This is a genomic window from Bacteroides bouchesdurhonensis (assembly GCF_900155865.1).
Taxonomy (GTDB): Bacteria; Bacteroidota; Bacteroidia; order Bacteroidales; family Bacteroidaceae; genus Bacteroides; species Bacteroides bouchesdurhonensis.
In genome coordinates this window covers 671,943-695,325 of the sequence record NZ_LT707006.1, presented here as the reverse complement: position 1 = coordinate 695,325, position 23,383 = coordinate 671,943, and the positions used below count along the sequence as shown (strand labels likewise).

14 protein-coding genes and 1 tRNA gene are annotated in these 23,383 nt (G+C 37.9%); 9 read left to right on the top strand and 6 right to left on the bottom strand.

Annotated elements, in window-relative coordinates:
* Window positions 1–20: 20 nt before the first annotated feature.
* Window positions 21–1,061 carry a glycosyl hydrolase family 18 protein gene (locus tag CZ225_RS02600; protein ID WP_077152880.1) on the top strand — a complete coding sequence of 347 codons (1,041 nt, stop codon included), beginning with the start codon at window positions 21–23 and terminating at the stop codon, window positions 1,059–1,061.
* Between the two features lie 199 nt (window positions 1,062–1,260).
* Here the strand turns inward: CZ225_RS02600 and CZ225_RS02595 are convergent, their stop codons facing one another.
* Complete coding sequence (locus tag CZ225_RS02595) at window positions 1,261–5,181, bottom strand: hybrid sensor histidine kinase/response regulator transcription factor (RefSeq protein WP_077152879.1); 3,921 nt, start codon at window positions 5,179–5,181, stop codon at window positions 1,261–1,263.
* 250 nt (window positions 5,182–5,431) lie between these two features.
* Here CZ225_RS02595 and topA point away from each other — a divergent pair, with 250 nt between their 5' ends.
* Window positions 5,432–7,867 carry a type I DNA topoisomerase gene (gene topA, locus CZ225_RS02590; protein WP_083714701.1) on the top strand — a complete coding sequence of 812 codons (2,436 nt, stop codon included), beginning with the start codon at window positions 5,432–5,434 and terminating at the stop codon, window positions 7,865–7,867.
* Between the two features lie 530 nt (window positions 7,868–8,397).
* On the opposite strand, the gene argS is transcribed toward topA, so the two are convergent.
* Both argS and CZ225_RS02580 read right to left on the bottom strand, forming a co-directional pair.
* The gene (gene argS, locus CZ225_RS02585; RefSeq protein ID WP_077155659.1) at window positions 8,398–10,191 is read right to left on the bottom strand and encodes an arginine--tRNA ligase; all 1,794 of its coding nucleotides are present in this window, start codon (window positions 10,189–10,191) and stop codon (window positions 8,398–8,400) included.
* An 82-nt stretch (window positions 10,192–10,273) separates the two neighbouring features.
* Window positions 10,274–10,546 carry an HU family DNA-binding protein gene (locus tag CZ225_RS02580; RefSeq protein ID WP_077152878.1) on the bottom strand — a complete coding sequence of 91 codons (273 nt, stop codon included), beginning with the start codon at window positions 10,544–10,546 and terminating at the stop codon, window positions 10,274–10,276.
* Window positions 10,547–10,761: 215 nt separating this feature from the next.
* Between CZ225_RS02580 and CZ225_RS02575 the strand changes: the two genes are divergently transcribed.
* From CZ225_RS02575 to secDF, 5 genes are all read left to right on the top strand, one after another.
* Window positions 10,762–11,463 carry a rhomboid family intramembrane serine protease gene (locus CZ225_RS02575; RefSeq protein WP_077152877.1) on the top strand — a complete coding sequence of 234 codons (702 nt, stop codon included), beginning with the start codon at window positions 10,762–10,764 and terminating at the stop codon, window positions 11,461–11,463.
* On the top strand, window positions 11,444–12,346 hold the full coding sequence (locus CZ225_RS02570) for a rhomboid family protein (RefSeq protein WP_077152876.1): 903 nt from the start codon (window positions 11,444–11,446) through the stop codon (window positions 12,344–12,346). Before CZ225_RS02575 ends, CZ225_RS02570 begins: the two co-directional genes overlap by 20 nt.
* Before the next feature lie 4 nt (window positions 12,347–12,350).
* A complete protein-coding gene (locus CZ225_RS02565; protein ID WP_077155658.1) occupies window positions 12,351–13,436 on the top strand; it encodes an endonuclease/exonuclease/phosphatase family protein in 1,086 nt (361 codons plus the stop codon).
* A 28-nt stretch (window positions 13,437–13,464) separates the two neighbouring features.
* A complete protein-coding gene (locus tag CZ225_RS02560) occupies window positions 13,465–15,549 on the top strand; it encodes a M3 family metallopeptidase (protein WP_077152875.1) in 2,085 nt (694 codons plus the stop codon).
* A 164-nt stretch (window positions 15,550–15,713) separates the two neighbouring features.
* Window positions 15,714–18,740, top strand: coding sequence for a protein translocase subunit SecDF (secDF, locus tag CZ225_RS02555; protein WP_077152874.1), 3,027 nt, complete (start codon window positions 15,714–15,716; stop codon window positions 18,738–18,740).
* Window positions 18,741–18,867: 127 nt separating this feature from the next.
* Here the strand turns inward: secDF and CZ225_RS02550 are convergent, their stop codons facing one another.
* From CZ225_RS02550 to CZ225_RS02540, 3 genes are all read right to left on the bottom strand, one after another.
* The gene (locus tag CZ225_RS02550; RefSeq protein ID WP_077152873.1) at window positions 18,868–19,323 is read right to left on the bottom strand and encodes a hypothetical protein; all 456 of its coding nucleotides are present in this window, start codon (window positions 19,321–19,323) and stop codon (window positions 18,868–18,870) included.
* A 24-nt stretch (window positions 19,324–19,347) separates the two neighbouring features.
* Entirely contained in the window at window positions 19,348–19,758 is a 411-nt protein-coding gene (locus tag CZ225_RS02545) for a hypothetical protein (protein WP_077152872.1), read from the bottom strand.
* Between the two features lie 404 nt (window positions 19,759–20,162).
* Window positions 20,163–20,237, bottom strand: a tRNA-Arg gene (locus CZ225_RS02540).
* A 203-nt stretch (window positions 20,238–20,440) separates the two neighbouring features.
* Between CZ225_RS02540 and CZ225_RS02535 the strand changes: the two genes are divergently transcribed.
* Both CZ225_RS02535 and CZ225_RS02530 read left to right on the top strand, forming a co-directional pair.
* Window positions 20,441–22,291, top strand: a complete 1,851-nt coding sequence (locus CZ225_RS02535; protein WP_077152871.1) for a 2-oxoacid:acceptor oxidoreductase subunit alpha — start codon at window positions 20,441–20,443, stop codon at window positions 22,289–22,291.
* A 3-nt stretch (window positions 22,292–22,294) separates the two neighbouring features.
* The gene (locus CZ225_RS02530) at window positions 22,295–23,305 is read left to right on the top strand and encodes a 2-oxoacid:ferredoxin oxidoreductase subunit beta (protein WP_077152870.1); all 1,011 of its coding nucleotides are present in this window, start codon (window positions 22,295–22,297) and stop codon (window positions 23,303–23,305) included.
* Window positions 23,306–23,383 lie beyond the last annotated feature (78 nt).

The window sequence follows — 23,383 nt, the reverse complement described above, 5'->3', positions numbered from 1 at the left end:
TAACTTAACCCACATTTATTATGACACGCTTATTACAAACATTATCAATCGTAATCTGTATTCTTTTTATGAGTTGTACATCTACCTCTTCTGGTGCCAACATTTTACCAATTCCAGATATTCCGGAGACTCAGCCGGAAAAAGTACAGCAAGTAGTCATTGGTTATCTACCACTAGACGATTGGGAATTTAAGACTCAATTCTCTTCCATAGAATGGAAGTACCTGACACATATCAATATGAGCTTTGCCAGAGTAAAGGCTGATGGCACACTTAATATCGAATCGATCCGGGACAGAATCCAGGAAGTACGCGAAACAGCCCGTAAACATAATGTCAAGGTTCTGATTTCACTTGCCAAGAACGGAAAAGGTGAATTCACGTCTGCTATTAATGACCCGAAGGCAAGAAAAGAGTTGGTAAAACAAATCGTAGCATTCACCAAAGAGTATGAATTGGATGGATTTGACATTGATTATGAAGAGTACGATAAGTGGGACGTCTATTTTCCCTCACTTTTGGTCTTCGCCAAAAGTTTATATGATGCCAAAGAGAAAGAGATGCTCATGACTTGTGCTGTAAATAGCCGATGGCTCAACTATGGGACTGAATGGCAACAGTATTTCGATTATATAAATCTTATGAGTTACGATCGTGGAGCATTCACTGAAACCCCTACTCAACATGCCTCTTATGATGACTTTATGAAAGATTTGGAATACTGGAATACAGTATGCATGGCACCTAAAGATAAAATCGTAGGCGGATTACCTTTCTATGGATATTCTTGGGACGAAAATCTGAAAGATATAGTGGATGATGTCCGGGGAATACGCTATCACGCAATTCTAGAACACCTAGGTACCAAAGCGGCAGAACTTGATGTGATAGATAAAACATACTATAACGGGCGACCGACTATACGCAAGAAATGTAAATTCGTGAAAGAAAACGGATATGCAGGTGTAATGATCTGGCAACTGTTCCAAGATGCTCACAACAATAATCAAAATCTAAAATTAATAAAAGCAGTAGGCGAAACAATTATACTTTCACGCTAAACAAGATACATAATTGCTTATCTGAAAAATAAGTAGTCTAAATGGCTTTAATATCATAAGGTATTCTTCTTACTTACTTTTCTCAATTTATTCTCACTGTGACGAGAAAAAATTCTCACCATAGTGAGAATAAATACTCATTTCTATGAGATAACATGCCGATTGTAAAACAGGAAATAAGACATTATAAATCTGCAACTTACTTATCTTGCTTTCTATATGCAGAAGGTATTTCTCCTTTTATAGCTTTGAACACTTTACTGAAATAGCGCAGAGAAGAAAAGCCTACAACCTCCGAAATTTCAGTAATATTCATAGAAGTAGTAGTCAACAAGACAACAGATTTATCAATACGTAGTTTATTAACATAATCAATAATTCCCATTCCAGTAATCGCTTTTATCTTATTAAATAATAAAGAACGACTAATACACATATTTGTAGCTAGGAATGCCACACCTAACTCCGGGTTGCTCATATTTTCCTCAATAATCGTATTCAACTTTAAAAGGAAAGCCTCATCTGCATTACTAAAACTCATTTCTTTATGAGATAATAGTTTATCATTTATATATCTCTTCCGCATTTGTTCACGAAGTCTCAGCTGATTATATACTAAAGCCAATAAACTATCTATCTCAAAAGGCTTAGGTAAAAAGATATCCGCTCCCGTTTTATATCCGGTATACATATTCTGCGAATTATGATAGGCAGTCAACAAAATAAAAGGAATGTGACTGATATCCAGATTAGTTTTCACTTCTCTACAAAGCTCAAATCCATTCATGCGAGGCATCATCACATCACTTATAATTATGTCTGGCAAACGTTGTTTGATCAGCTCCAATCCGTCTTTCCCATCTTTAGCTACATACACCCGAGCAAAATAATTACCTAGTGTCTCCTTTAAATAATTTCGTAAATCAGCAGTATCTTCCACTATTATCACTGAATATTTCTGCAAGAATGTATAATCAATACGATCTGCCTCCTTAACCTCAATATCCCCAGGAACTTCTGCAGAAATAGGAGCTAGCTGACCATGCGCATTAGTAAAAAGCGGAAGCTCAAAATAAAAGATTGCTCCATGTCCTGGCGCATTAGATGCACCTACTTTCCCTTTATGATGATTAATCAGACTTTTTGCATAGGATAAACCAATACCACTTCCACCCTTTTCGTGAGATCCTTGATAAAAATTAGAGAATAGAGAATTCATATCTACTAACGTCAGTCCCATGCCTTCATCTTGTACAGATACTCTGATCCAATCTTTTTCTGGAGAAAGACTGGTAATAATAGTGGTGGTAGTCCCAGATTCGCTGAATTTCAATGCATTCATCAAAAAATTGGAAAGAACAAATTCACATTTACTCTTATCAAAAGGAACTTCCTTAATATCTTCATCCAACTCATATTTTATCCGAATACCTTTAGACTCAAACTCAAAAGTAAATTTATCTCCCACAGAACGTACCCACTCATTCAAAGGATGTGGTAGAATATGTAGCATTTCTTTTCCTTCCTCCAACTTTCTCACATCTAATACCATATCAATTATACCTTTCATCTGATGTGCTTGCTTATAAATCGAAACCAACAACCTATTCACATCACCTTCTTCAGTTTCATGATTAAGTATACGTTTCAACGGTGCACAAATCAGTGTCAATGGGGTACGAAGTTCGTGGCTGATATTGGTCAGAAAATTAATCTTTTCTTCATACATCTTATTCTTCAATCGCATGATTTCACGTTTTTGTTTGATTTTCTTTTTACGATAAAGAAAATACATAACTCCATAAACTAACAAACAAAACAAGATGATTAACCCCATGTAGAACCAATCTGTTTTCCACCAAGGCGGGGTAACAATAAGATGAAGAATCTGCTGTTTAGGTCCCCACTCTCCTTTACGGGTATAATAAGAGGCTGTTATTGTATATTCCCCAATAGGAAGATAATTTATAATCAAAGAATTAGAATTTGACTGCGTCAATTCTTGTTCATATCCTTCGATATGAAAACGGAATCTATTTTTACGAAATACATCATTTTCATTTAGCAATACTTTTAATTGAAGAGAAGAAAAATTCCATGGAACTTTAATTGATTCAGTAACCACATTTTGTTTTTCTTCCAACGATACAGGTAAACCGTTTAATAACACATCTAACAATTCTATAGTATAATTTACATTCGCTTCAAAATGGATTGCAGGATCTATCAAAGTCATTCCTTCAGTTCCTCCCATTAATATATCTCCGTTTTTTGCGAGAAGGGCGGCATTAAAAAGATATTCATTGGGCAAAACACCATCTACTTCATCCAAAATAACAAAATTCTGAGTTAATGAAGAATATACATATAAATGGCGTCGCGTACCTATCCAAATACGTCCTTGATTATCCGACATAACGGAAGTGGCCTCCTGAAATAAACCGGTTTTTACAAAGTCACTTTTTCTTGTTCGAGGATCATAGTGCAGTACTCCTTCGGTAGTAGCTAACCAAAAAGTACCATTCTGGTCCATACAAGCATCATTTATTACGTACTCTCCCTGATAAAGTGTTTTAAAAGTTTGTTCGGAAGCATCATACACACATATATTTTTCAGATCCGTAAGATATGTCTTATTTCCCACCGTAGTAATAATTCCCGGAGAAGTGCGCTCATATTCCTTCCCCATAGTTGCTACAATCTCAAATTTCCGAGTAGGGATATCATAAACAAACACATGTTGTGCACTAAAAAGAATCTTATTTTCCGATATTCGCTGGATGTAGACTGAAAAACCATTTATACAAGATTGAGCATTCATTTCCTGGTTCATAAGTACAAAAGGATGTTGCTGTCCTGTATGCTTATTAAAGAGATAAAGCCCTTTATTAAAGGAGGAAAACAACAACTCGTCCGGGCTATATTCGACAATGGAAACAATTTTTTCATACTTAGTGAAAGGGTAATGTTTAAAGGTGGATGTTACAGCATCAAAACGATTGATGCCACCACCATCTGTTCCTATCCAAATAATCCCATCGCTATCCTGAAAAAAACAATTTATTGTCTGATTACTCAAGCCATGCAAATTACCGAATGGTACATATTCATAAGATCGGGCATATACATTTTTAATACCAATCAAACCATTTCGTATACTTCCTGCCCACATATTATCTACCGGATCTACATACAAACGATAAATCGTATTAGCAGGAAATGAATGAATATCCCCCTCAGTTTGTTGTATGTTAGAGAATGAAAAATCATTCAAATTAATCATATTGATTCCACCACCGTCAGTCGCCACCCAAAGCTGGTCATCTCTTTCTGTGATATCATGAATTACATCATACGTCAAAGGAGAATTGAGTGTCGTAAAATGTTTGAGCAGCTCCTTATTTTGATAACAATACAAACCATTACCATATGCGCTAAGCCATAAGCGTTTATGAGAATCTAAGTAAATGCTGGTATAATTCTTCTCATCAAATGCGGTGACTTTACTAAATTCGCGAGTTACCATGTTGAATGAATAAATTCCATGCCAACGAGAATTTAGCAGGATATTATCTTCATCATAACGTACCATCTCCCAAAAAGGATTATATAAAGCGGGATCTTGGGCATAATACAATGGCTCTAACTGTTTGGTCTCATATACATATTTATAAATAGCTCCTGATCCTCCGAATAAGATCCCTCCCTCAACCAACAGATAAGAAGCAACATATATGGGATTGCCATCTTTCATCAAAGTCGTAAAATTATCATTTTCTCTGTTATACAGGCAAATACCATCAGAAGTTCCCACCCAAAGATTGCAAATGGAGTCTTCGGCTATAAAAGTAATATTACTAGAGATAAGTGTCGTATTATTCCCTGATTGATGTAAATACTGTTTCAGATGATCACGGTCATAACAATTCAATCCTGATTCCGTGCCAATCCATAAATATCCTCTGTAATCATTCAAGATACATTGTACTCTTGATTGAGAAAGTCCTTCTTTTATCCCCAGTTGTTTATAATAATAGGAAGTAGTCTGGGATTCAGCAACTGGAATACAACTAACAAGTAGTAAAAAACAAACGTATATTTTAAATAGTATCTTCATCATAAGCTAATAATATCATATTTGAGATGTAAATATAAAGAATTCTCTTTAAATAAAAATGTATTATATTAAAATCTATTCTCAAATCGCTGAAATTTTCCACTTCTTTTTGACTAATCAACAATATTTCTTATTACTCCCTCCTTTTTTCTAAAAAAATAATAGTTTCTCCTTATAATATAAGGTAAGGAAAATCTTTTTTTCTACTTTTGCTCCGAATATTATGGTACTAGCCATTATAAAAGAAAAAATTATGCAAAAAAACCTTGTCATTGTCGAGTCTCCGGCAAAAGCTAAAACAATTGAGAAGTTTCTTGGGAAAGATTTCAAAGTCCTTTCAAGTTACGGACATATACGTGATCTGAAGAAAAAAGAGTTCAGTATTGATGTAGAAAAGAACTTTAATCCTCACTACGAAATTCCGGAAGACAAAAAGACGCTGGTTGATACGCTGAAAGCAGAGGCAGCAAATGCAACAACAGTGTGGCTCGCATCCGATGAGGACCGCGAAGGAGAAGCTATTGCATGGCATCTGTATGAAGTCTTAAAATTAAAACCGGAAAACACCAAACGAATTGTCTTCCATGAAATTACAAAGACAGCTATCTTAAAAGCAATTGAACAACCACGTGATATTGACCTCAATCTTGTGAATGCCCAACAGGCACGAAGGATTCTAGACCGAATTGTTGGTTTTGAGTTATCTCCTGTACTTTGGAGAAAAGTAAAACCTGCTTTATCCGCTGGACGTGTACAATCTGTTGCTGTCCGCCTGATTGTAGAACGAGAACGAGAAATTCATACTTTCAAAACAGAAGCGTCTTATCGTATCACTGCCATTTTCTTGGTTCCGGATACAGATGGAAAGCTAGTTGAAATGAAAGCTGAGTTAGCTCGCCGCATCAAAACCAAGAAAGAAGCAAAGGCTTTTCTCGAAACTTGCCAAGGGGCAACTTTCACTATTGACGATATTAGCACACGCCCAATAAAGAAAACACCTCCTGCTCCATTCACAACTTCTACACTGCAACAGGAAGCAGCACGTAAGCTGGGTTATACTGTAGCGCAGACGATGATGATCGCCCAACGCCTATATGAATCTGGACTTATCACTTATATGCGTACCGACTCTGTGAATCTATCGGAATATGCAACTACAAGTAGTAAGGAAGCTATTATCCAAATAATGGGCGAGCGTTATGTACACCCCCGCCATTTCGAAACAAAAACCAAAGGAGCTCAAGAAGCACACGAAGCAATTCGTCCGACCTATATGGAACACCAATCTATTGAAGGTAGTTCACAAGAGAAAAAACTATACGACTTAATCTGGAAACGTACCATTGCTTCACAAATGGCCGATGCGGAACTTGAAAAAACGACAGCCAATATCTCAATCACTAATAGTAGTGACTTTTTTACTGCAACCGGTGAGGTAATCAAATTCGATGGTTTTTTGCGTGTATATCGCGAATCTTATGATGATGACAATGAACAAGAAGATGAAAGCCATTTATTGCCTCCCTTAACTAAAGGCCAGAAACTGGGACAAGGTCCTATCGTAGCAACGGAACGTTTCACTCAACGTCCACCACGCTATACAGAAGCAAGTCTTGTTCGTAAGCTGGAAGAGTTAGGTATCGGGCGACCTTCTACTTATGCTCCTACCATTTCTACCATTCAACAACGAGAATATGTAGAAAAAGGTAATAAAGAAGGCGAAAAACGTACCTTCAATGTACTGACATTAAAGGACAATCAAATTAACGATGAAACCAGCTCTGAAATTACCGGTACGGAAAAAGCCAAGCTTTTCCCAACAGATACGGGAACAGTAGTAAACGATTTCCTTACTGAATATTTTCCGGATATCTTGGATTACAACTTTACTGCAAGCGTAGAAAAAGAATTCGACGAAATAGCAGAAGGAGATGTACAGTGGACTTCTATTATGAAAAACTTCTATGAACAGTTTCATCCATCTGTAGAAAAAACGTTGTCTATTAAAACAGAGCACAAAGTAGGAGAACGTATTTTGGGGGAAGAACCGGGAACGGGAAAAACTGTTTCTGTAAAAATAGGTCGTTTCGGACCTGTAGTACAGATAGGAACAGTGGATGACGAAGAAAAACCGCGGTTTGCTTCAATGAAGAAAGGACAATCTTTAGAGACAATCACACTGGAGGAGGCTTTGGATTTATTTAAACTACCACGTACTTTAGGTGAATACGAAGGAGTAACAGTTTCTGTTGGTGCTGGTCGTTTTGGTCCTTATATACAACATAATAAGGTATATGTATCACTTCCGAAAACACTTGATCCGATGAAAATTACACTCGAAGAGGCAGAACAGTTGATTTTAGAGAAACGTACGAAAGAAGCTGAACGCCATATCAAGAAGTTTGAAGAAGAACCTGAACTTGAGATTCTGAACGGACGTTATGGACCTTACATTACTTATAAAGGTAAAAACTATAAGATCCCTAAAGACATTGTTCCACAAGATCTGAATTTAGAAAGTTGTATGGGGCTTATTAAAATACAAGAAGAAAAGGAAGCTAATGCACTTGCTAGTCCAAAGGCAAAACCGAATGCAAAGATTAAAGAAGAGCCCAAAGATAAACCTAAAGCAAAGGCAAAGCCAAAGTCCCAAACGAAGGCTAAAACTGCCACTACTAAAAAGAAATAAAATTTGAAGTAGTATGTTTATAAAAAAGTCGGTAAGCTTGGAGATATCCAGTTTACCGACTTTTTCTTTCTACCGATCTATATTACTAGGTTTTAGCATTTTGCATATAATATATTTTGTTTATCTACATTTTTGTACTTATCAACAACGAAGAAAGATGATATTCCTCCACCATTCGTTTAAACTTTACCATAAGATGATGCTTAGCCAATACATAGATAACGTAAAATATTTACTCTATTTGTATCAAGACAAGACAAATAACAATAATAGGTCCTCGATAAGTAAAAGTATATGGAATAACACTCGCCATACAAGCCAATCCGAGTCAAATAGTGTATTAAATAATGAGAAAGTATGTGACAGCAAACACATAAATGAAGTCAAACAACAATTCAGAATAAGAAACGAAAACTATTTTTGCTTTTCTATTCCGAAGTAAAAGATAGGAGGAATAAAACATACGGGACTCCTTTTACAAATAATAGTAAAGAAATCCCGTAAAAGTATCTTTTGTCCAGAGAAGCAACCTACATTCTAGAGGGAACCTCAATTCCCAACAAACCCATTCCTAAACGAACCACCTTAGCAACATTTGCAGAAAGAGCAATACGGAAGATTTTCAACGCTTCATTCTCTTCACGCAAAATACTAAAATCATGATAGAACTGATTATATTCTTTTACCAAGTCATATGTATAATTTGCAATGATAGAAGGACTATAATCTTCACCAGCTTGTTTCACAGTCGCAGCAAAATCTGCAACCATTTGAATCAATCCTTCTTCCTTTTCACTCAATTCAATACCCACAGGAATTTCTTTCGGAATCACAATCCCCGACTCTTCCGCTTTACGAAGTACAGATTGAATACGAGCATAAGTATATTGAATGAAAGGCCCGGTATTACCATTAAAGTCGATTGATTCTTTCGGATTGAAAGTCATATTCTTGCGGGCATCTACCTTAAGAATAAAATATTTCAAAGCTCCCAAACCTACGATACGAGCAATATCGTCTGCTTCTTCTTTGGTCAGCCCGTCTAATTTACCAAGTTCTTCCGATGTTTCTTTTGCTGTAGCAATCATTTCTTCCATTAAATCGTCTGCATCCACTACAGTTCCTTCGCGAGATTTCATCTTACCTTCCGGTAATTCTACCATTCCATATGAAAAGTGTACCAACCCCTTTCCCCACTCAAAACCTAATTTATCAAGCAAGATAGAAAGTACCTGAAAATGATAATTCTGTTCATTACCTACTACATAAATCATCTTATCAATCGGATAATCCGCAAAACGAAGTTTAGCAGTACCAATATCCTGAGTCATATATACAGATGTCCCGTCACCACGAAGAAGAAGTTTATGATCCAATCCCTCCGCAGTCAAGTCAGCCCACACAGAACCATCTTCTTTTTTAAAGAAAAAACCCTTCTCCAGACCTTCCATTACTTTCTCTTTCCCTTCAAGATAGGTATTGGATTCATAATATATTTTATCAAAGCTAACGCCCATTTTTTTATAGGTTTCATCAAATCCGGCATATACCCAGTTATTCATCATAGTCCACAAAGCGCGAACTTCCGGATCGCCAGCCTCCCATTTAACAAGCATCTCACGAGCTTCTTGCATTAACGGAGAAGCAGCTTCCGCCTCTTCCTTCGTCATGCCTTTTGCCATTAACTCCGCAATTTCCGCTTTATAGTGTTTATCGAAAGAAACATAATAATCACCTACCAAGTGATCACCTTTTTTGCCTGAATTTTCAGGAGTCTCGCCATTACCATATCTTTTCCATGCCAACATAGATTTACAAATATGGATTCCACGATCGTTCACAATATTTGTTTTGATAACTTTATTACCATTCGCAGCAACAATATTGGCCAACGCATTTCCTAAAAGATTATTACGTACATGACCTAAGTGTAGCGGTTTGTTTGTATTCGGAGAAGAATACTCAATCATTACTAGCGGAGAATTTTCTGTAGCCTTTACCAAACCATATTGTTCGTCAGCTTGAATTCCATTAAGCAATTCAATCCAAGTAGCCGAAGCAACAGTCAGGTTCAGAAAACCTTTTATTACATTAAAAGCTGCCACAGCCGATTCATTTGCCTTTAAGTATTCACCTATTTCCTGAGCTGTCTGCTCCGGTCCTTTTCTTGACATTTTCAAGAATGGAAATACGACTAATGTCAGATGTCCCTCAAATTCTTTCTTGGTCTTTTGTAACTGTACCATCTTCTCAGGCACTTCCTGACCGTAAAGTGCCTTCAGTCCGCTAATAACGGACGCTACAAGTTTATCTTCTATCTTCATAATCAAGTTGTTTCTTGCGCGCAAAGATACAAAAAAAGGAGACGCCATGCCTCCTCTTTTTAATTTCTTTCAACTATATATCTTATTCAACAGCTGCAGACAATTCAGCACCCGGTTTAAACTTAGCTACTTTCTTAGCAGGAATAGTAATAGTTGCCCTTGTAGACGGGTTAATACCGGTTCTTGCAGCTCTTTCACTCACAGCAAAAGTTCCAAAACCAACCAAAGATACTTTGTCACCAGCTTTCATAGCATTAGTAACTGAAGAGATGAAAGCATCAAGAGCTTTCTTTGCATCGGCTTTACTCATTTGAGCTTCAGCAGCCATTGCACTAATAAGATCAGACTTATTCATGGTACGTAAAATGATTAATTAATATATATGTTACACAAAAGATTTCTCACAAGAACCTTACAAATATAGACGAACAAAACAACATATCAAATAAAAACATCAAAAAAACGCAGCAAATTATTGAAAAAGAGCTAATAGGATACCATTTTCATGCTTTAAAACAGAATTTATTCGTACTTTTGCATTTAAACTATAAATACTCAGAAATTAAAATTATGCCAACTGTAACTAAAAACCTGATAATTATCAATGTACTTATATTTTTTGGAACAATCGTTGCCCAAAATTATGGTATCGATTTAATCGATTATCTAGGACTTCATTTTTTCCTCGCAAGCGATTTCAATCCAGCACAGCTTATTACTTACATGTTCATGCATGGTGGATTTCCCCACGTCTTTTTTAACATGTTTGCCTTATTCATGTTTGGTCCGGTTCTCGAACAAACTTGGGGACCCAGACGTTTCCTTTTTTACTATATTGCTTGTGGTATCGGGGCAGGTCTTATTCAGGAAGGAGTCCAGTTTGCTACCTACGCAGTCAGTAATCTTTCACAGCTACAATTATCTGACATAATTCCCGTAAGAGATCTGGCAGGAAGTATAACTAATATGCCTGTAGAGAGTTATTTGAACATTTGGACTACGGTAGGTGCTTCGGGAGCGGTATATGCTATTTTGCTGGCATTCGGTATGTTGTATCCCAATAATCGAATGTTCATTTTCCCGTTGCCTTTCCCTATCAAAGCAAAATTCTTTGTGATCGGATACGCCGCAATTGAGCTATGGTCAGGACTGTCTAATAATCCAGGAGACAATGTAGCCCACTTCGCTCATTTAGGAGGAATGTTATTCGGACTCATCTTTATTTTGTATTGGAGAAAAAAAAGTAGAAGTAATGGGACATATTATAGATGATTTAAAAGAAACATTCAGAAGAGGAAACATCTTCATTCAACTGATTTTCATTAACGTAGCCATTTTTATTATCGGTACGTTAATAAGCGTATTCCTGCAACTGTTCAATCTCAGCGCGGCGGGGATATTTGATCAATTCGCATTACCGGCTTCTTTTACCCGGTTTATTTTTCAGCCGTGGTCGTTATTCACTTATATGTTTATGCATGCCGGATTCCTGCATATCCTGTTCAATATGCTCTGGCTATACTGGTTTGGAAGTCTATTCCTCTACTTCTTTTCAGCAAAACATTTGCGTGGACTATATATTTTAGGAGGAATTTGTGGTGGTTTACTCTATATGGCTGCTTACAATATCTTTCCTTATTTCAGCCAAGCTGTTCCATACTCCACTTTAGTTGGTGCTTCCGCATCTGTATTGGCCATTGTAGCAGCGACTGCCTATCGAGAGCCTAATTTCCAAGTACAACTTTTCCTTTTTGGCGCAGTACGCCTAAAATATCTGGCATTAATTGTTATAGGAACAGACTTGTTATTTATTACTTCAGGCAACGCAGGAGGACATATTGCACACTTGGGAGGTGCTCTTGCCGGGCTATGGTTCGCTGCATGTCTAAGCAAAGGAAAAGATATAACCAGATGGATCAATTGGTTACTGGACGGTTTCATATCTTTATTCAAAAAAAAGACATGGAAGCGTAAACCAAGGATGAAAGTGCATTATGGCGGCCAGACTTCGCGTGATAAAGACTATGATTACAATGCCCGGAAAAAGGCACAATCAGAAGAAGTAGACCGCATACTAGAAAAACTTAAAAAATCCGGTTACGAAAGTCTGACGACAGAAGAAAAGAAAAGCTTGTTTGATGCAAGTAAAAGATAGAAGCATGAAGCATTTTGGAAAAATTGTCTCATATTTAATTTTAGCAATCAACGCATTCTTTGTAGGAATGTTAATCTTGACTGCCTATAGTCCGTATCTTCATCCGAAAATACATCCACTTGCTTCATGCTTAGGACTAACATTTCCTATTTTTCTAGCCATAAATATCTGCTTTGTCATTTTCTGGTTAATCATCAATTACCGTTATACCGTTCTAACGATTGTTGGTTTACTGGTTTGCTATCAGCAGATACAAACTTATATACCTATTAACTTTACCGACAAATCCATCCCGGAGAATAGTATAAAACTTCTCTCTTACAATGTAATGGGATTTAACAATCTGGAAAAGAAGGACGAAAAAAACCCAATATTATCCTATTTGTCCGAGAGTGGCGCAGATATTATCTGCTTACAAGAATACAACGCTTCCGGAAATCAAAAGTATGTGACAGAAAAAGATATAAAGAAAGCCTTAAAAGCATACCCATACTATTCCATCCGCCGACCTGGAACGGGTGATTCCCAACTTGCCTGTTTCTCCAAATTTCCTATAATCTCAGCAATCCCCATCAACTACGAAAGTTCCTACAATGGTTCCATGCAGTACACACTAAAAGTAAATAAGGACACCATCACCCTAATCAACAACCACTTGGAATCCAATAAACTCACTAAGGAGGACAGAGGAATATATGAAGACATGATCAATGATCCAAATGCCAGAAAGGTAAAAACCGGGCTCCGCCAACTTGTCAAGAAATTAGCAGAAGCATCATCTATTCGCTCCGCACAAGCAGATTCTGTTGCCAACGCCATCACAGAAAGCAAATATCCTACTATTATTGCTTGTGGCGATTTCAACGATGTCTCCATCTCGTACACACATCGGATACTCACACAACATTTGGATGATGCCTTTACGCAATCCGGTAAAGGATTAGGTATCTCCTACAACCAAAATAAATTTTATTTCCGGATAGATAATATCCTTATTAGTCCGAATCTGAAAACTTATAACTGCACAGTAGACCGTTCTATCAAAGATTCAGACCATTATCCTATCTGGTGCCACATAACCAAACGATAAATACTGATTTTTTAATATATCCCCTATTATGATAAAAAAAACACTAACCATTTTAGCAATAAGCTGTATGATTTACTCTTGTTCTACAAAAACAGAAAACAACCCCTTTCTCACAGAGTTTCAAACAGATAATGGAGTTCCTCCATTCGATAAAATAAAATTAGAACATTATGAACCTGCCTTTCTTGAAGGTATTGCAGAACAAAATCATCGTATCAAGGCAATCATTGAAAACACAGAAATACCCAATTTTGAAAATACTATAGTAGCATTAGACAATAGTGCTCCCATACTAAATCGTGTCAGTGCTATCTTCTTTAACATGACAGATGCTGAAACTACCGATCAGCTAACTGAACTTTCAATCAAATTAGCTCCGGTACTCTCCGAACACGAAGACAACATTTCTTTAAACAAAGAACTGTTTAAACGTGTAAACGCAGTGTATCAACAAAAAGAGTCCCTTAATCTCACGTCCGAACAGAAACGTTTGTTAGAAAAGACATATAAAGGATTTGTACGTTCTGGTGCAAATCTCAGCACTGATAAACAAGCCCGACTTCGTGACATCAATAAAGAACTTTCTACACTCGGTATCACTTTCAGCAACAACATACTGAATGAAAATAACACCTTCCAACTCTTTGTAGATAAAGAAGAAGATTTAGCCGGATTACCTGATTGGTTCCGCCAAAGTGCCGCTGAAGAAGCTAAAGCTGCCGGACAAGCTAATAAATGGCTATTCACATTGCACAATGCCAGCCGTTTGCCTTTTTTGCAATATTCAGAGAATCGCCCACTACGGGAGAAAATGTATAAAGCTTACATTAACAGAGGAAACAATAACGATTCTAATGATAACAAAGAAATAATCCGGAAAATTGTGTCTCTTCGCCTGGAGAAAGCAAATTTATTAGGTTTTGATTGCTACGCTAATTTTGTTTTAGATGAGACAATGGCGAAAAATGCCGATAACGTCATGAATCTTTTGAACAATCTATGGAGTTACGCACTGCCAAAAGCAAAAGCCGAAGCTATCGATCTCCAAAAATTAATGGACAAAGAAGGTAAAGGTGAAAAATTAGAAGCATGGGATTGGTGGTATTATACGGAAAAGCTACGGAAAGAAAAGTACAATTTATCAGAAGAGGAAACTAAACCCTATTTTAAGCTGGAGAATGTAAGAGAAGGTGCTTTCACAGTAGCAAACAAGCTCTATGGAATTACGCTAAATAAATTGGAAGGTATTCCAACTTATCATTCGGATGTAGAGGTCTTTGAGGTAAAAGATACAGATGGATCTCAACTTGGTATTTTCTATGTAGACTATTTTCCTCGTCCAGGAAAAAGTGGCGGTGCATGGATGAGTAATTACCGCGAACAGCAAGGATCAATCCGCCCATTCGTATGTAACGTAGCCAGTTTTACAAAACCCATAGGTAATACTCCATCTTTACTCACGATGGATGAAGTGGAAACACTATTCCATGAATTTGGACACGGCTTACATGGTTTATTGACTAAATGCGAATATAAAGGTACTTCAGGCACTAATGTTGTACGTGACTTCGTAGAACTTCCTTCGCAAATCAACGAACATTGGGCAACCGAACCTGAAGTCTTGAAAATGTATGCAAAACATTACCAAACCGGCGAAACAATCCCCGATGAAATCATCGAAAAAATTCAAGAACAAAAAACATTCAATCAGGGATTCATGACTACTGAATTACTTGCAGCCGCCCTCCTCGATATGAACTTACACACCCTGACAGATGTAAATAATTTGGATATACTTTCTTATGAAAAAGAAGCAATGGATAAGCTCGGTTTAATCCCGGAAATCGCACCACGTTACCGCACAACTTACTTCAACCATATCATTAGCGGATATGCAGCCGGATATTATAGTTATCTTTGGGCTAATGTATTGGATAATGATGCTTTCGAAGCTTTCAAGGAACATGGCATTTTTGATAAAAGTACTGCAGACCTGTTCCGCCACAATGTATTGGAAAAAGGAGACAGTGAAGATCCGATGGTACTTTACAAAAGTTTTCGCGGGACAGAACCCAGTTTGGAGCCGTTATTAAAAAACAGAGGAATGAAATAATTCGGCAAAAAAGCCCTTAAACATCAAATATTTGAGGGCTTATGACACATGAATGTGAAAAAAAAACTATATTTGCAGCCTTGTATACGGCAAAATGAACTTGTATACGACAGAATTAAATGAAAATTAAATTAAAAAAGTAATCATCATAAATTAAAAGTAAAATGCAAAACAAAGGATTTGTAAAGGTTTTTGCGGTATTACTCACGCTGGTATGCGTGTTCTACCTCTCCTTCTCCTTCGTGACTCGCCATTATACCAATAAGGCGAAAGAAATTGCGAAAGGCGACGCTCAAGTAGAACAAGACTACCTCGATTCTCTCGCAAATGAGAAAGTATGGTTGGGTAACTGGACGCTGAAACAATGTCGTGAGATGGAGATTGGTTTAGGTTTGGACCTAAAAGGTGGTATGAACGTTATCCTTGAAGTTTCTGTGCCGGACGTTATCAGAGCATTAGCTGACAATAAGCCGGATGAAGTTTTCAACAAAGCATTGGCTGAAGCCGCTAAACAAGCTATCAATAGCCAAGAAGATATCATCACTCTATTCGTCAAAGAATACCATAAAGCCGCTCCGGATGCAAAATTATCCGAACTCTTCGCAACTCAACAGCTGAAAGACAAAATCAATCAGAAATCTTCAAATGCAGAAGTTGAAAAAGTATTAAGAGAAGAAGTTAAAGCTGCCGTTGAAAATTCATACAACGTACTCCGTACTCGTATCGACCGTTTCGGTGTGGTTCAGCCAAATATCCAAAGTTTGGAAGACAAGATGGGACGTATCATGGTGGAACTTCCAGGTATCAAAGAACCTGAACGTGTGAGAAAACTTCTTCAAGGTTCTGCCAATCTGGAATTCTGGGAAACTTATATAGCAAAGGATTTACTTCCGGCTATGCAAGCTGCCGATGCTAAATTACGTACTATTCTGAATCAGGATAATGTAACAGACTCAGTAACTACAAACACTGTCGATACAATTCCTGCTACTGAGCTTACAGCAGCAACTACGGGCACTAAAGCGGTCAGTGCTGCCGACAGCCTTGCAGCTGCACTAAAAGGAGATAAGAAGGAAAAGGCTACTGCTACAAATATAGAAGAAGCTAAAAAGCAATATCCATTGTTGGCTATTCTCCAATTGAATACCAGTGGTCAAGGTCCGGTAATCGGTTATGCAAACTACAAAGACACTGCTGAAATCAATAAATATTTAGCTATGCCAGAAGTGAAAGCACAACTCCCGAAAGACCTTAGTCTGAAATGGGGTGTGGCTGCCGCTGATTTTGACAAGAAAAAGCAGACTTTTGAGTTATACGGTATCAGATTAACCGAACGCAACGGTAAAGCTCCATTAGAAGGGGACGTTATCGTTGATGCAAAAGACGAATTCAGCCGGTTTGGCAAGCCTATCGTTACCATGGCTATGAATAATGACGGTGCCCGCCGTTGGGCACAGCTAACTAAAAAAGTAGCAAACCCTACCGAAAAAGGACACATTGCCATCGTACTTGATAACTATGTATATTCTGCACCGGGTGTAGATAAAGAAATCACAGGTGGACGTTCTGAAATCTCTGGAAGTTTCACCCCGGAACAAACAAAAGACTTGGCTAACGTATTGAAATCCGGTAAAATGCCTGCTCCGGCTCATATCGTGCAAGAAGACATTGTTGGTCCGTCACTGGGTCAGGAATCTATCAACGCAGGTATTTTCTCATTTGTTGTGGCTCTAATCCTGTTGATGATTTATATGTGCTCTATGTATGGCTTTATCCCAGGTATGGTTGCTAACGGAGCATTAATTCTCAACTTTTTCTTCACACTAGGTATTCTTTCTTCCTTCCAAGCGGCATTGACAATGTCAGGTATTGCCGGTATGGTATTGGCTTTAGGTATGGCGGTGGATGCGAACGTACTTATTTACGAACGTACAAAAGAAGAGTTAAGAGCAGGTAAAGGAGTTAAGAAAGCACTTGCTGACGGTTACTCCAACGCTTTCTCTGCAATCTTTGACTCCAACTTGACATCTATTATTACGGGTATCATCCTGTTCAACTTCGGTACAGGCCCGATTCGTGGTTTTGCTACAACTTTGATTATCGGTATTTTGATTTCCTTCTTTACAGCAGTGTTCATAACCCGTTTGGTTTACGAACATTTCATGAGCAAAGACAAATGGTTGAATTTGACATTTACTTCTAAGATTTCTAAAAACTTGCTGGTAAATACTCACTTCGACTTCATGGGAACCAACAAGAAAGCGTTGATCATTGTAAGTATAATCATCCTTGCGTGTATTACTTCATTCGCATATCGTGGCTTAAGTCAAAGTATCGATTTTACGGGTGGACGCAACTTTAAAGTACAGTTCGAAAACCCAGTAGAACCGGAACAAGTTCGCGAACTGATTTCAAGTAAATTCGGTGAAGCTAACGTAAGTGTTATCGCTATCGGTACAGACAAAAAGACAGTACGTATTAGCACCAACTACCGTATAAATGACGAAGGTAATAACGTCGATTCTGAAATTGAAAGTTTCTTGTATGAAACACTGAAACCGTTGCTGACTCAGAATATTGATTTAGCTACTTTCATCGACCGTGATAATCATACAGGTGGTAGTATCGTTAGCTCCCAGAAAGTAGGTCCAAGTATCGCTGATGACATAAAGACAGGTGCTATCTGGTCAGTTGTTCTGGCATTGTTCGCAATCGGCCTTTACATCCTGATTCGTTTCCGCAACATTGCTTATAGTATAGGTTCTATTGTTGCATTGACTTGTGATACCATTATGATTATTGGTGCTTACTCACTATTGTGGGGCTTCGTGCCGTTCTCATTGGAAATCGACCAAACATTTATCGGTGCTATCCTGACGGCTATCGGTTATTCTATCAATGACAAGGTGGTAATTTTCGACCGTGTACGTGAGTTCTTCGGATTATATCCGAAACGTGATAAACGTCAGTTATTCAATGACTCTTTGAATACTACATTGGCGCGTACTATTAACACTTCATTGAGTACATTGATCGTGTTGTTGTGTATCTTCATCCTTGGTGGTGACTCAATCCGGAGCTTCGCATTCGCAATGATCCTCGGTGTAGTAATCGGTACATTATCTTCATTGTTCATTGCTTCTCCGATCGCATACAATATGATGAAAGGTAAGAAAGTTACAGAAGATTAATAATCATATATAGCAAAGAGAGCATCAATTGAAATACTCATTGATGCATCTCTTAAAAAATCCCCTTATTTTATCCTTTTTCATTTGAGAAGTTGGATCAAAATAAGGGGATTTTTACAATTGAAATCTATTCTAACAAAGAATCTAAATATGCCTTATTAACAGATAATGCAACCACATTTTTTCCTTCCGACTTAGCCTTTTTATAAGAAGCATTCATATCATTCATATTATTCAATAAAGCCGTATATACGGTGGAAGAAACATTTATCTCATTAGCAGAAGACAAATCACAGACATATCCTTCCTCTTCCAATTTCACATGGCTGTAAAAACGATATAAAGCTGCTTTCATTCGAGCCATATCATCCCCCTTAGCACCACTTCGGGTAGCATTCGTAGCAATTGTCGCATGCAGTGAATTTACGTCAAGATCAATATAAGTATTATCCTCTACATATTCCTTTGCAGATTTATTACCTACATTTTGTACTTCAGCTTTCGATGAAGTTTTTTCACTTGATTGACAACCAGCCAACCCATAAGCGAAGACAACTAATGCAATAACAATTATTTTTTTCATAAGCTTTATATTTTAGTTAATCACTTAGTCATCTGGTTCAAACGGATCCCAACGAGCAATAGCTGTAATGAATGCCGCATCAGAGATTGTAGACAATGTAAACCCCCAGCCTATCGGTGTATATCCAAATATACAATATTTGCCACCATCAGCCTCAAACATAGGAAGAATTATATATGAACAAGTACGCTGAGGATCTTTTTCTAAAAAATTAAGACATTCTACCGTCAAAGTAACACCTAAAATATTCTCATTTCTATAAAACATCCAAATACATTGACCACCTTTAAATACCCATTTAATTTTGCCATCACTGGAATGAGATGGAAAAATAAAAGTCTTTGAAGCTGAACACTCATCCTTCTTAATTCTTGTTTGCCCAGTAACATCTAATATTACCAATAATATTACAGATAAAATAAATACTTTCTTCATTTTATTTTTCAATGTAAATACTAAAAATTAGTTATTTAGCTAAACAATTATACAAATTTAAGGAATAAAAGCACATTACGCAAATATTATCAACTGTTTAACAACATAAATTTCTTTTTTTCAGTTGGTTAGCTTACATTTATCAAAAACGAATTTAAACAAACAGAAGGCACGAAATCATTTTACAATAAAACAAGTTGATTAACATTTACGTTATATATTAAAGAATAAAAAGGATTCTATTCGCAAATTGAATTCGAAAAGAGTATCTTTACAGCGAAATAAGATGCTCACAAAATAGTTGTAATAGTAGTAAATTATACCTTAAAGAGACATGGACAACAGAGAAATACTTAAATTAAAGAGAAGATGTGACAGCACATCAAGCAAATCACATGACAAAGTGGTAGCCTCGAGGGGAATCGAACCCCTATCTAAAGTTTAGGAAACTTCTATTCTATCCGTTGAACTACAAGGCCGTTTCTATTTTGGTTGCAAAGATAAAGGTTTCTGTTGATTTAACAAGAATAAAAATACAGCTTCCTTTCAGTTATTTCAAATCTATAGCGTCAATAGGACAATAAAGGTCGATTTATTTTGATAATTCGATTAACTTTCCGACCTTTGCGCTCACAAATTGAAAGCAAAATCAATTTTTAAATTAAATATAGTAATTAAAGTTATGGCAGACGAAATGATGGTTAAAGAATTGGAGGAAGTAGTAGTACGTTTCTCCGGCGACTCCGGCGACGGTATGCAGCTAGCCGGCAACATCTTCTCGAACGTGTCGGCGACAGTAGGTAATGACATCTGTACATTTCCTGACTATCCGGCAGATATCCGCGCCCCGCAAGGTTCACTCACCGGTGTTTCCGGTTTCCAAATCCATGTAGGTGCCGGACAAGTATATACTCCAGGAGATCGTTGTCACGTATTAGTAGCAATGAACCCGTCAGCACTGAAAACTCAAATCAAATTCTGTAAACCGCAAGGATTGATCATTACCGACTCCGACTCATTCGAAGCCAGAGATCTGGAAAAAGCCAAATTCACGACTAACAACCCTTTTGAAGAATTAGGCATCAAACAAGAAATACTGGAAGTTCCTATCTCTTCCATGTGTAAAGAGAGCCTGAAGGATTCCGGACTAGACAACAAAACAATCCTCCGTTGTAAAAATATGTTCGCACTCGGATTGGTTTGCTGGCTGTTCAACCGTAACCTGTCAGCAGCTGAAAAGATGTTGCGTGAGAAGTTCGCTAAAAAGCCTGAAATTGCAGAAGCTAATATTAAGGTATTAAACGATGGTTACAACTACGGAGCTAATACACACGCTTCTATTTCTACTTATAAGATAGAAAGTAAGGCTCCAAAGTCAAAGGGACTTTATACGGATATTAATGGTAATAAGGCAACGTCATACGGACTGATTGCAGCTGCTGAAAAGGCAGGTTTGGATCTTTATCTAGGTTCTTATCCTATCACTCCGGCAACTGATATTCTGCACGAATTAGCTAAACATAAATCTCTGGGAATAAAAACCGTACAATGCGAGGATGAAATTGCAGGCTGTGCTTCAGCTGTAGGTGCTGCATTTGCCGGTGCTTTGGCAGTTACAACCACATCCGGTCCAGGTGTCTGTCTAAAAAGTGAGGCAATGAACCTTGCTGTGATTGGAGAACTTCCATTGGTTATTGTAAATGTACAACGTGGTGGTCCATCCACCGGTATGCCAACTAAGTCTGAACAAACTGATTTATTGCAAGCACTTTACGGACGTAATGGTGAAAGCCCAATGCCTGTCATTGCCGCAACTTCTCCCACTAACTGTTTCGATTCCGCATATATGGCTGCCAAAATAGCACTGGAACACATGACTCCGGTCGTATTGCTGACTGATGCTTTCATCGCTAATGGTTCTGCAGCTTGGAAACTTCCCAATTTGGACGAATATCCATCCATCAATCCTCCCTACGTTACTCCTGATATGGCTGGCAAATGGACTCCATACCAACGTAACGAGAAAACAGGAGTACGTTATTGGGCTGTTCCGGGAACAGAAGGCTTTATGCACCGTATCGGTGGCCTTGAGAAAAGCAACGAAACTGGTGCGATCTCCACTGAACCGGAAAACCATGACAAGATGGTACACCTTCGCCAAGCAAAAGTAGATAAAATTGCGGATTCTATCCCTGAACTGAAGGTGTTAGGTGACGAGGATGCAGATCTTCTGATCGTTGGTTGGGGAGGAACTTACGGACATCTCCGTCTGGCTATGGACTTTATGCGTGATCATGGAAAGAAAGTGGCTTTTGCTCACTTCCAATACATCAATCCGCTCCCCAAAAATACAGCCGACGTACTACGTAAATACAAGAAAATTATCGTAGCAGAGCAGAACTTGGGACAGTTTGCCGGTTATCTGCGGATGAAGATACCCGGATTAAACATCAGCCAGTTCAATCAAGTAAAAGGACAACCTTTCGTTACAAGAGAATTGATAGATGCATTCACTAAATTATTGGAGGAATAAGAGATGAGCGAAACAGTATATACCATGCAAGATTATAAATCAGGTCAGCCTCGCTGGTGTCCGGGATGTGGTGACCACGCTTTCCTGAACTCACTGCACAAAGCTATGGCCGAACTGGGAGTAGCTCCACACGATATCGCCGTAATCTCAGGTATCGGTTGCTCTTCCCGTTTGCCTTACTATGTGAATACTTATGGATTCCACACTATTCACGGACGTGCTGCAGCCATAGCAACTGGCGCAAAAGTGGCCAATCCCCATTTGACCATCTGGCAGATTTCCGGTGATGGTGACGGTCTGGCAATTGGTGGAAACCACTTTATCCATGCTATTCGCCGTAACATCGATTTAAATATGATTATGTTGAACAATCGTATTTATGGCCTAACAAAAGGGCAATACTCACCGACTTCAGCTCGTGGATTCGTCAGCAAGTCTTCTCCTTATGGCACTGTGGAAGATCCGTTCCGCCCGGCAGAACTCACATTCGGAGCTCGTGGACGTTTCTTTGCACGCTGTGTAGCTGTAGATGCTGCTGCAACTGTAGAAGTGTTGAAAAAAGCTGCTCATCATAAAGGTGCGTCAGTAGTTGAAGTTCTTCAGAACTGTGTTATTTTCAACGATGGTACACATGCCTCCGTAGCAACGAAAGAAGGACGTGCTAAGAATGCTATTTATTTGGAACATGGCAAACCGATGTTATTTGGTGAAAACAAGGAGTTCGGATTGATGCAGGAAGGTTTCGGACTGAAAGTCGTAAAACTTGGTGAGAATGGTGTAACAGAAAAAGATATTCTGGTGCATGACGCTCATTGCCAAGATAACACATTGCAATTAAAGCTCGCATTGATGGAAGGTCCCGACTTCCCGATTGCACTAGGTGTGATTCGTGATATAGAAGCCCCAACATACAACGATGCAATCGATCAACAGATTGAGGAAGTTAAAGGCAAAAAGAAATATCACAATTTCCAGGAACTATTGATGACCAACGATACTTGGGAAGTAAAATAACTCCCATCTATGATATAAAAATAGAAGGCGTAGATTTGAGAACAAAATCTCAACTACGCCTTTATTATTAAATCAATT

What these genes read in the sequence shown, in the direction of transcription:
- CZ225_RS02545 (WP_077152872.1), bottom strand. Translation starts at nt 19,758, where the DNA reads ATGAAGAAAGTATTTATTTTATCTGTAATATTATTGGTAATATTAGAT.
- topA (WP_083714701.1), top strand. Translation starts at nt 5,432, where the DNA reads ATGCAAAAAAACCTTGTCATTGTCGAGTCTCCGGCAAAAGCTAAAACA.
- CZ225_RS02535 (WP_077152871.1), top strand. Translation starts at nt 20,441, where the DNA reads ATGGCAGACGAAATGATGGTTAAAGAATTGGAGGAAGTAGTAGTACGT.
- CZ225_RS02580 (WP_077152878.1), bottom strand. Translation starts at nt 10,546, where the DNA reads ATGAATAAGTCTGATCTTATTAGTGCAATGGCTGCTGAAGCTCAAATG.
- CZ225_RS02530 (WP_077152870.1), top strand. Translation starts at nt 22,295, where the DNA reads ATGAGCGAAACAGTATATACCATGCAAGATTATAAATCAGGTCAGCCT.
- CZ225_RS02570 (WP_077152876.1), top strand. Translation starts at nt 11,444, where the DNA reads ATGGGACATATTATAGATGATTTAAAAGAAACATTCAGAAGAGGAAAC.
- CZ225_RS02550 (WP_077152873.1), bottom strand. Translation starts at nt 19,323, where the DNA reads ATGAAAAAAATAATTGTTATTGCATTAGTTGTCTTCGCTTATGGGTTG.
- CZ225_RS02600 (WP_077152880.1), top strand. Translation starts at nt 21, where the DNA reads ATGACACGCTTATTACAAACATTATCAATCGTAATCTGTATTCTTTTT.
- CZ225_RS02565 (WP_077155658.1), top strand. Translation starts at nt 12,351, where the DNA reads ATGAAGCATTTTGGAAAAATTGTCTCATATTTAATTTTAGCAATCAAC.
- argS (WP_077155659.1), bottom strand. Translation starts at nt 10,191, where the DNA reads ATGAAGATAGAAGATAAACTTGTAGCGTCCGTTATTAGCGGACTGAAG.
- CZ225_RS02595 (WP_077152879.1), bottom strand. Translation starts at nt 5,181, where the DNA reads ATGATGAAGATACTATTTAAAATATACGTTTGTTTTTTACTACTTGTT.
- CZ225_RS02560 (WP_077152875.1), top strand. Translation starts at nt 13,465, where the DNA reads ATGATAAAAAAAACACTAACCATTTTAGCAATAAGCTGTATGATTTAC.
- CZ225_RS02575 (WP_077152877.1), top strand. Translation starts at nt 10,762, where the DNA reads ATGCCAACTGTAACTAAAAACCTGATAATTATCAATGTACTTATATTT.
- secDF (WP_077152874.1), top strand. Translation starts at nt 15,714, where the DNA reads ATGCAAAACAAAGGATTTGTAAAGGTTTTTGCGGTATTACTCACGCTG.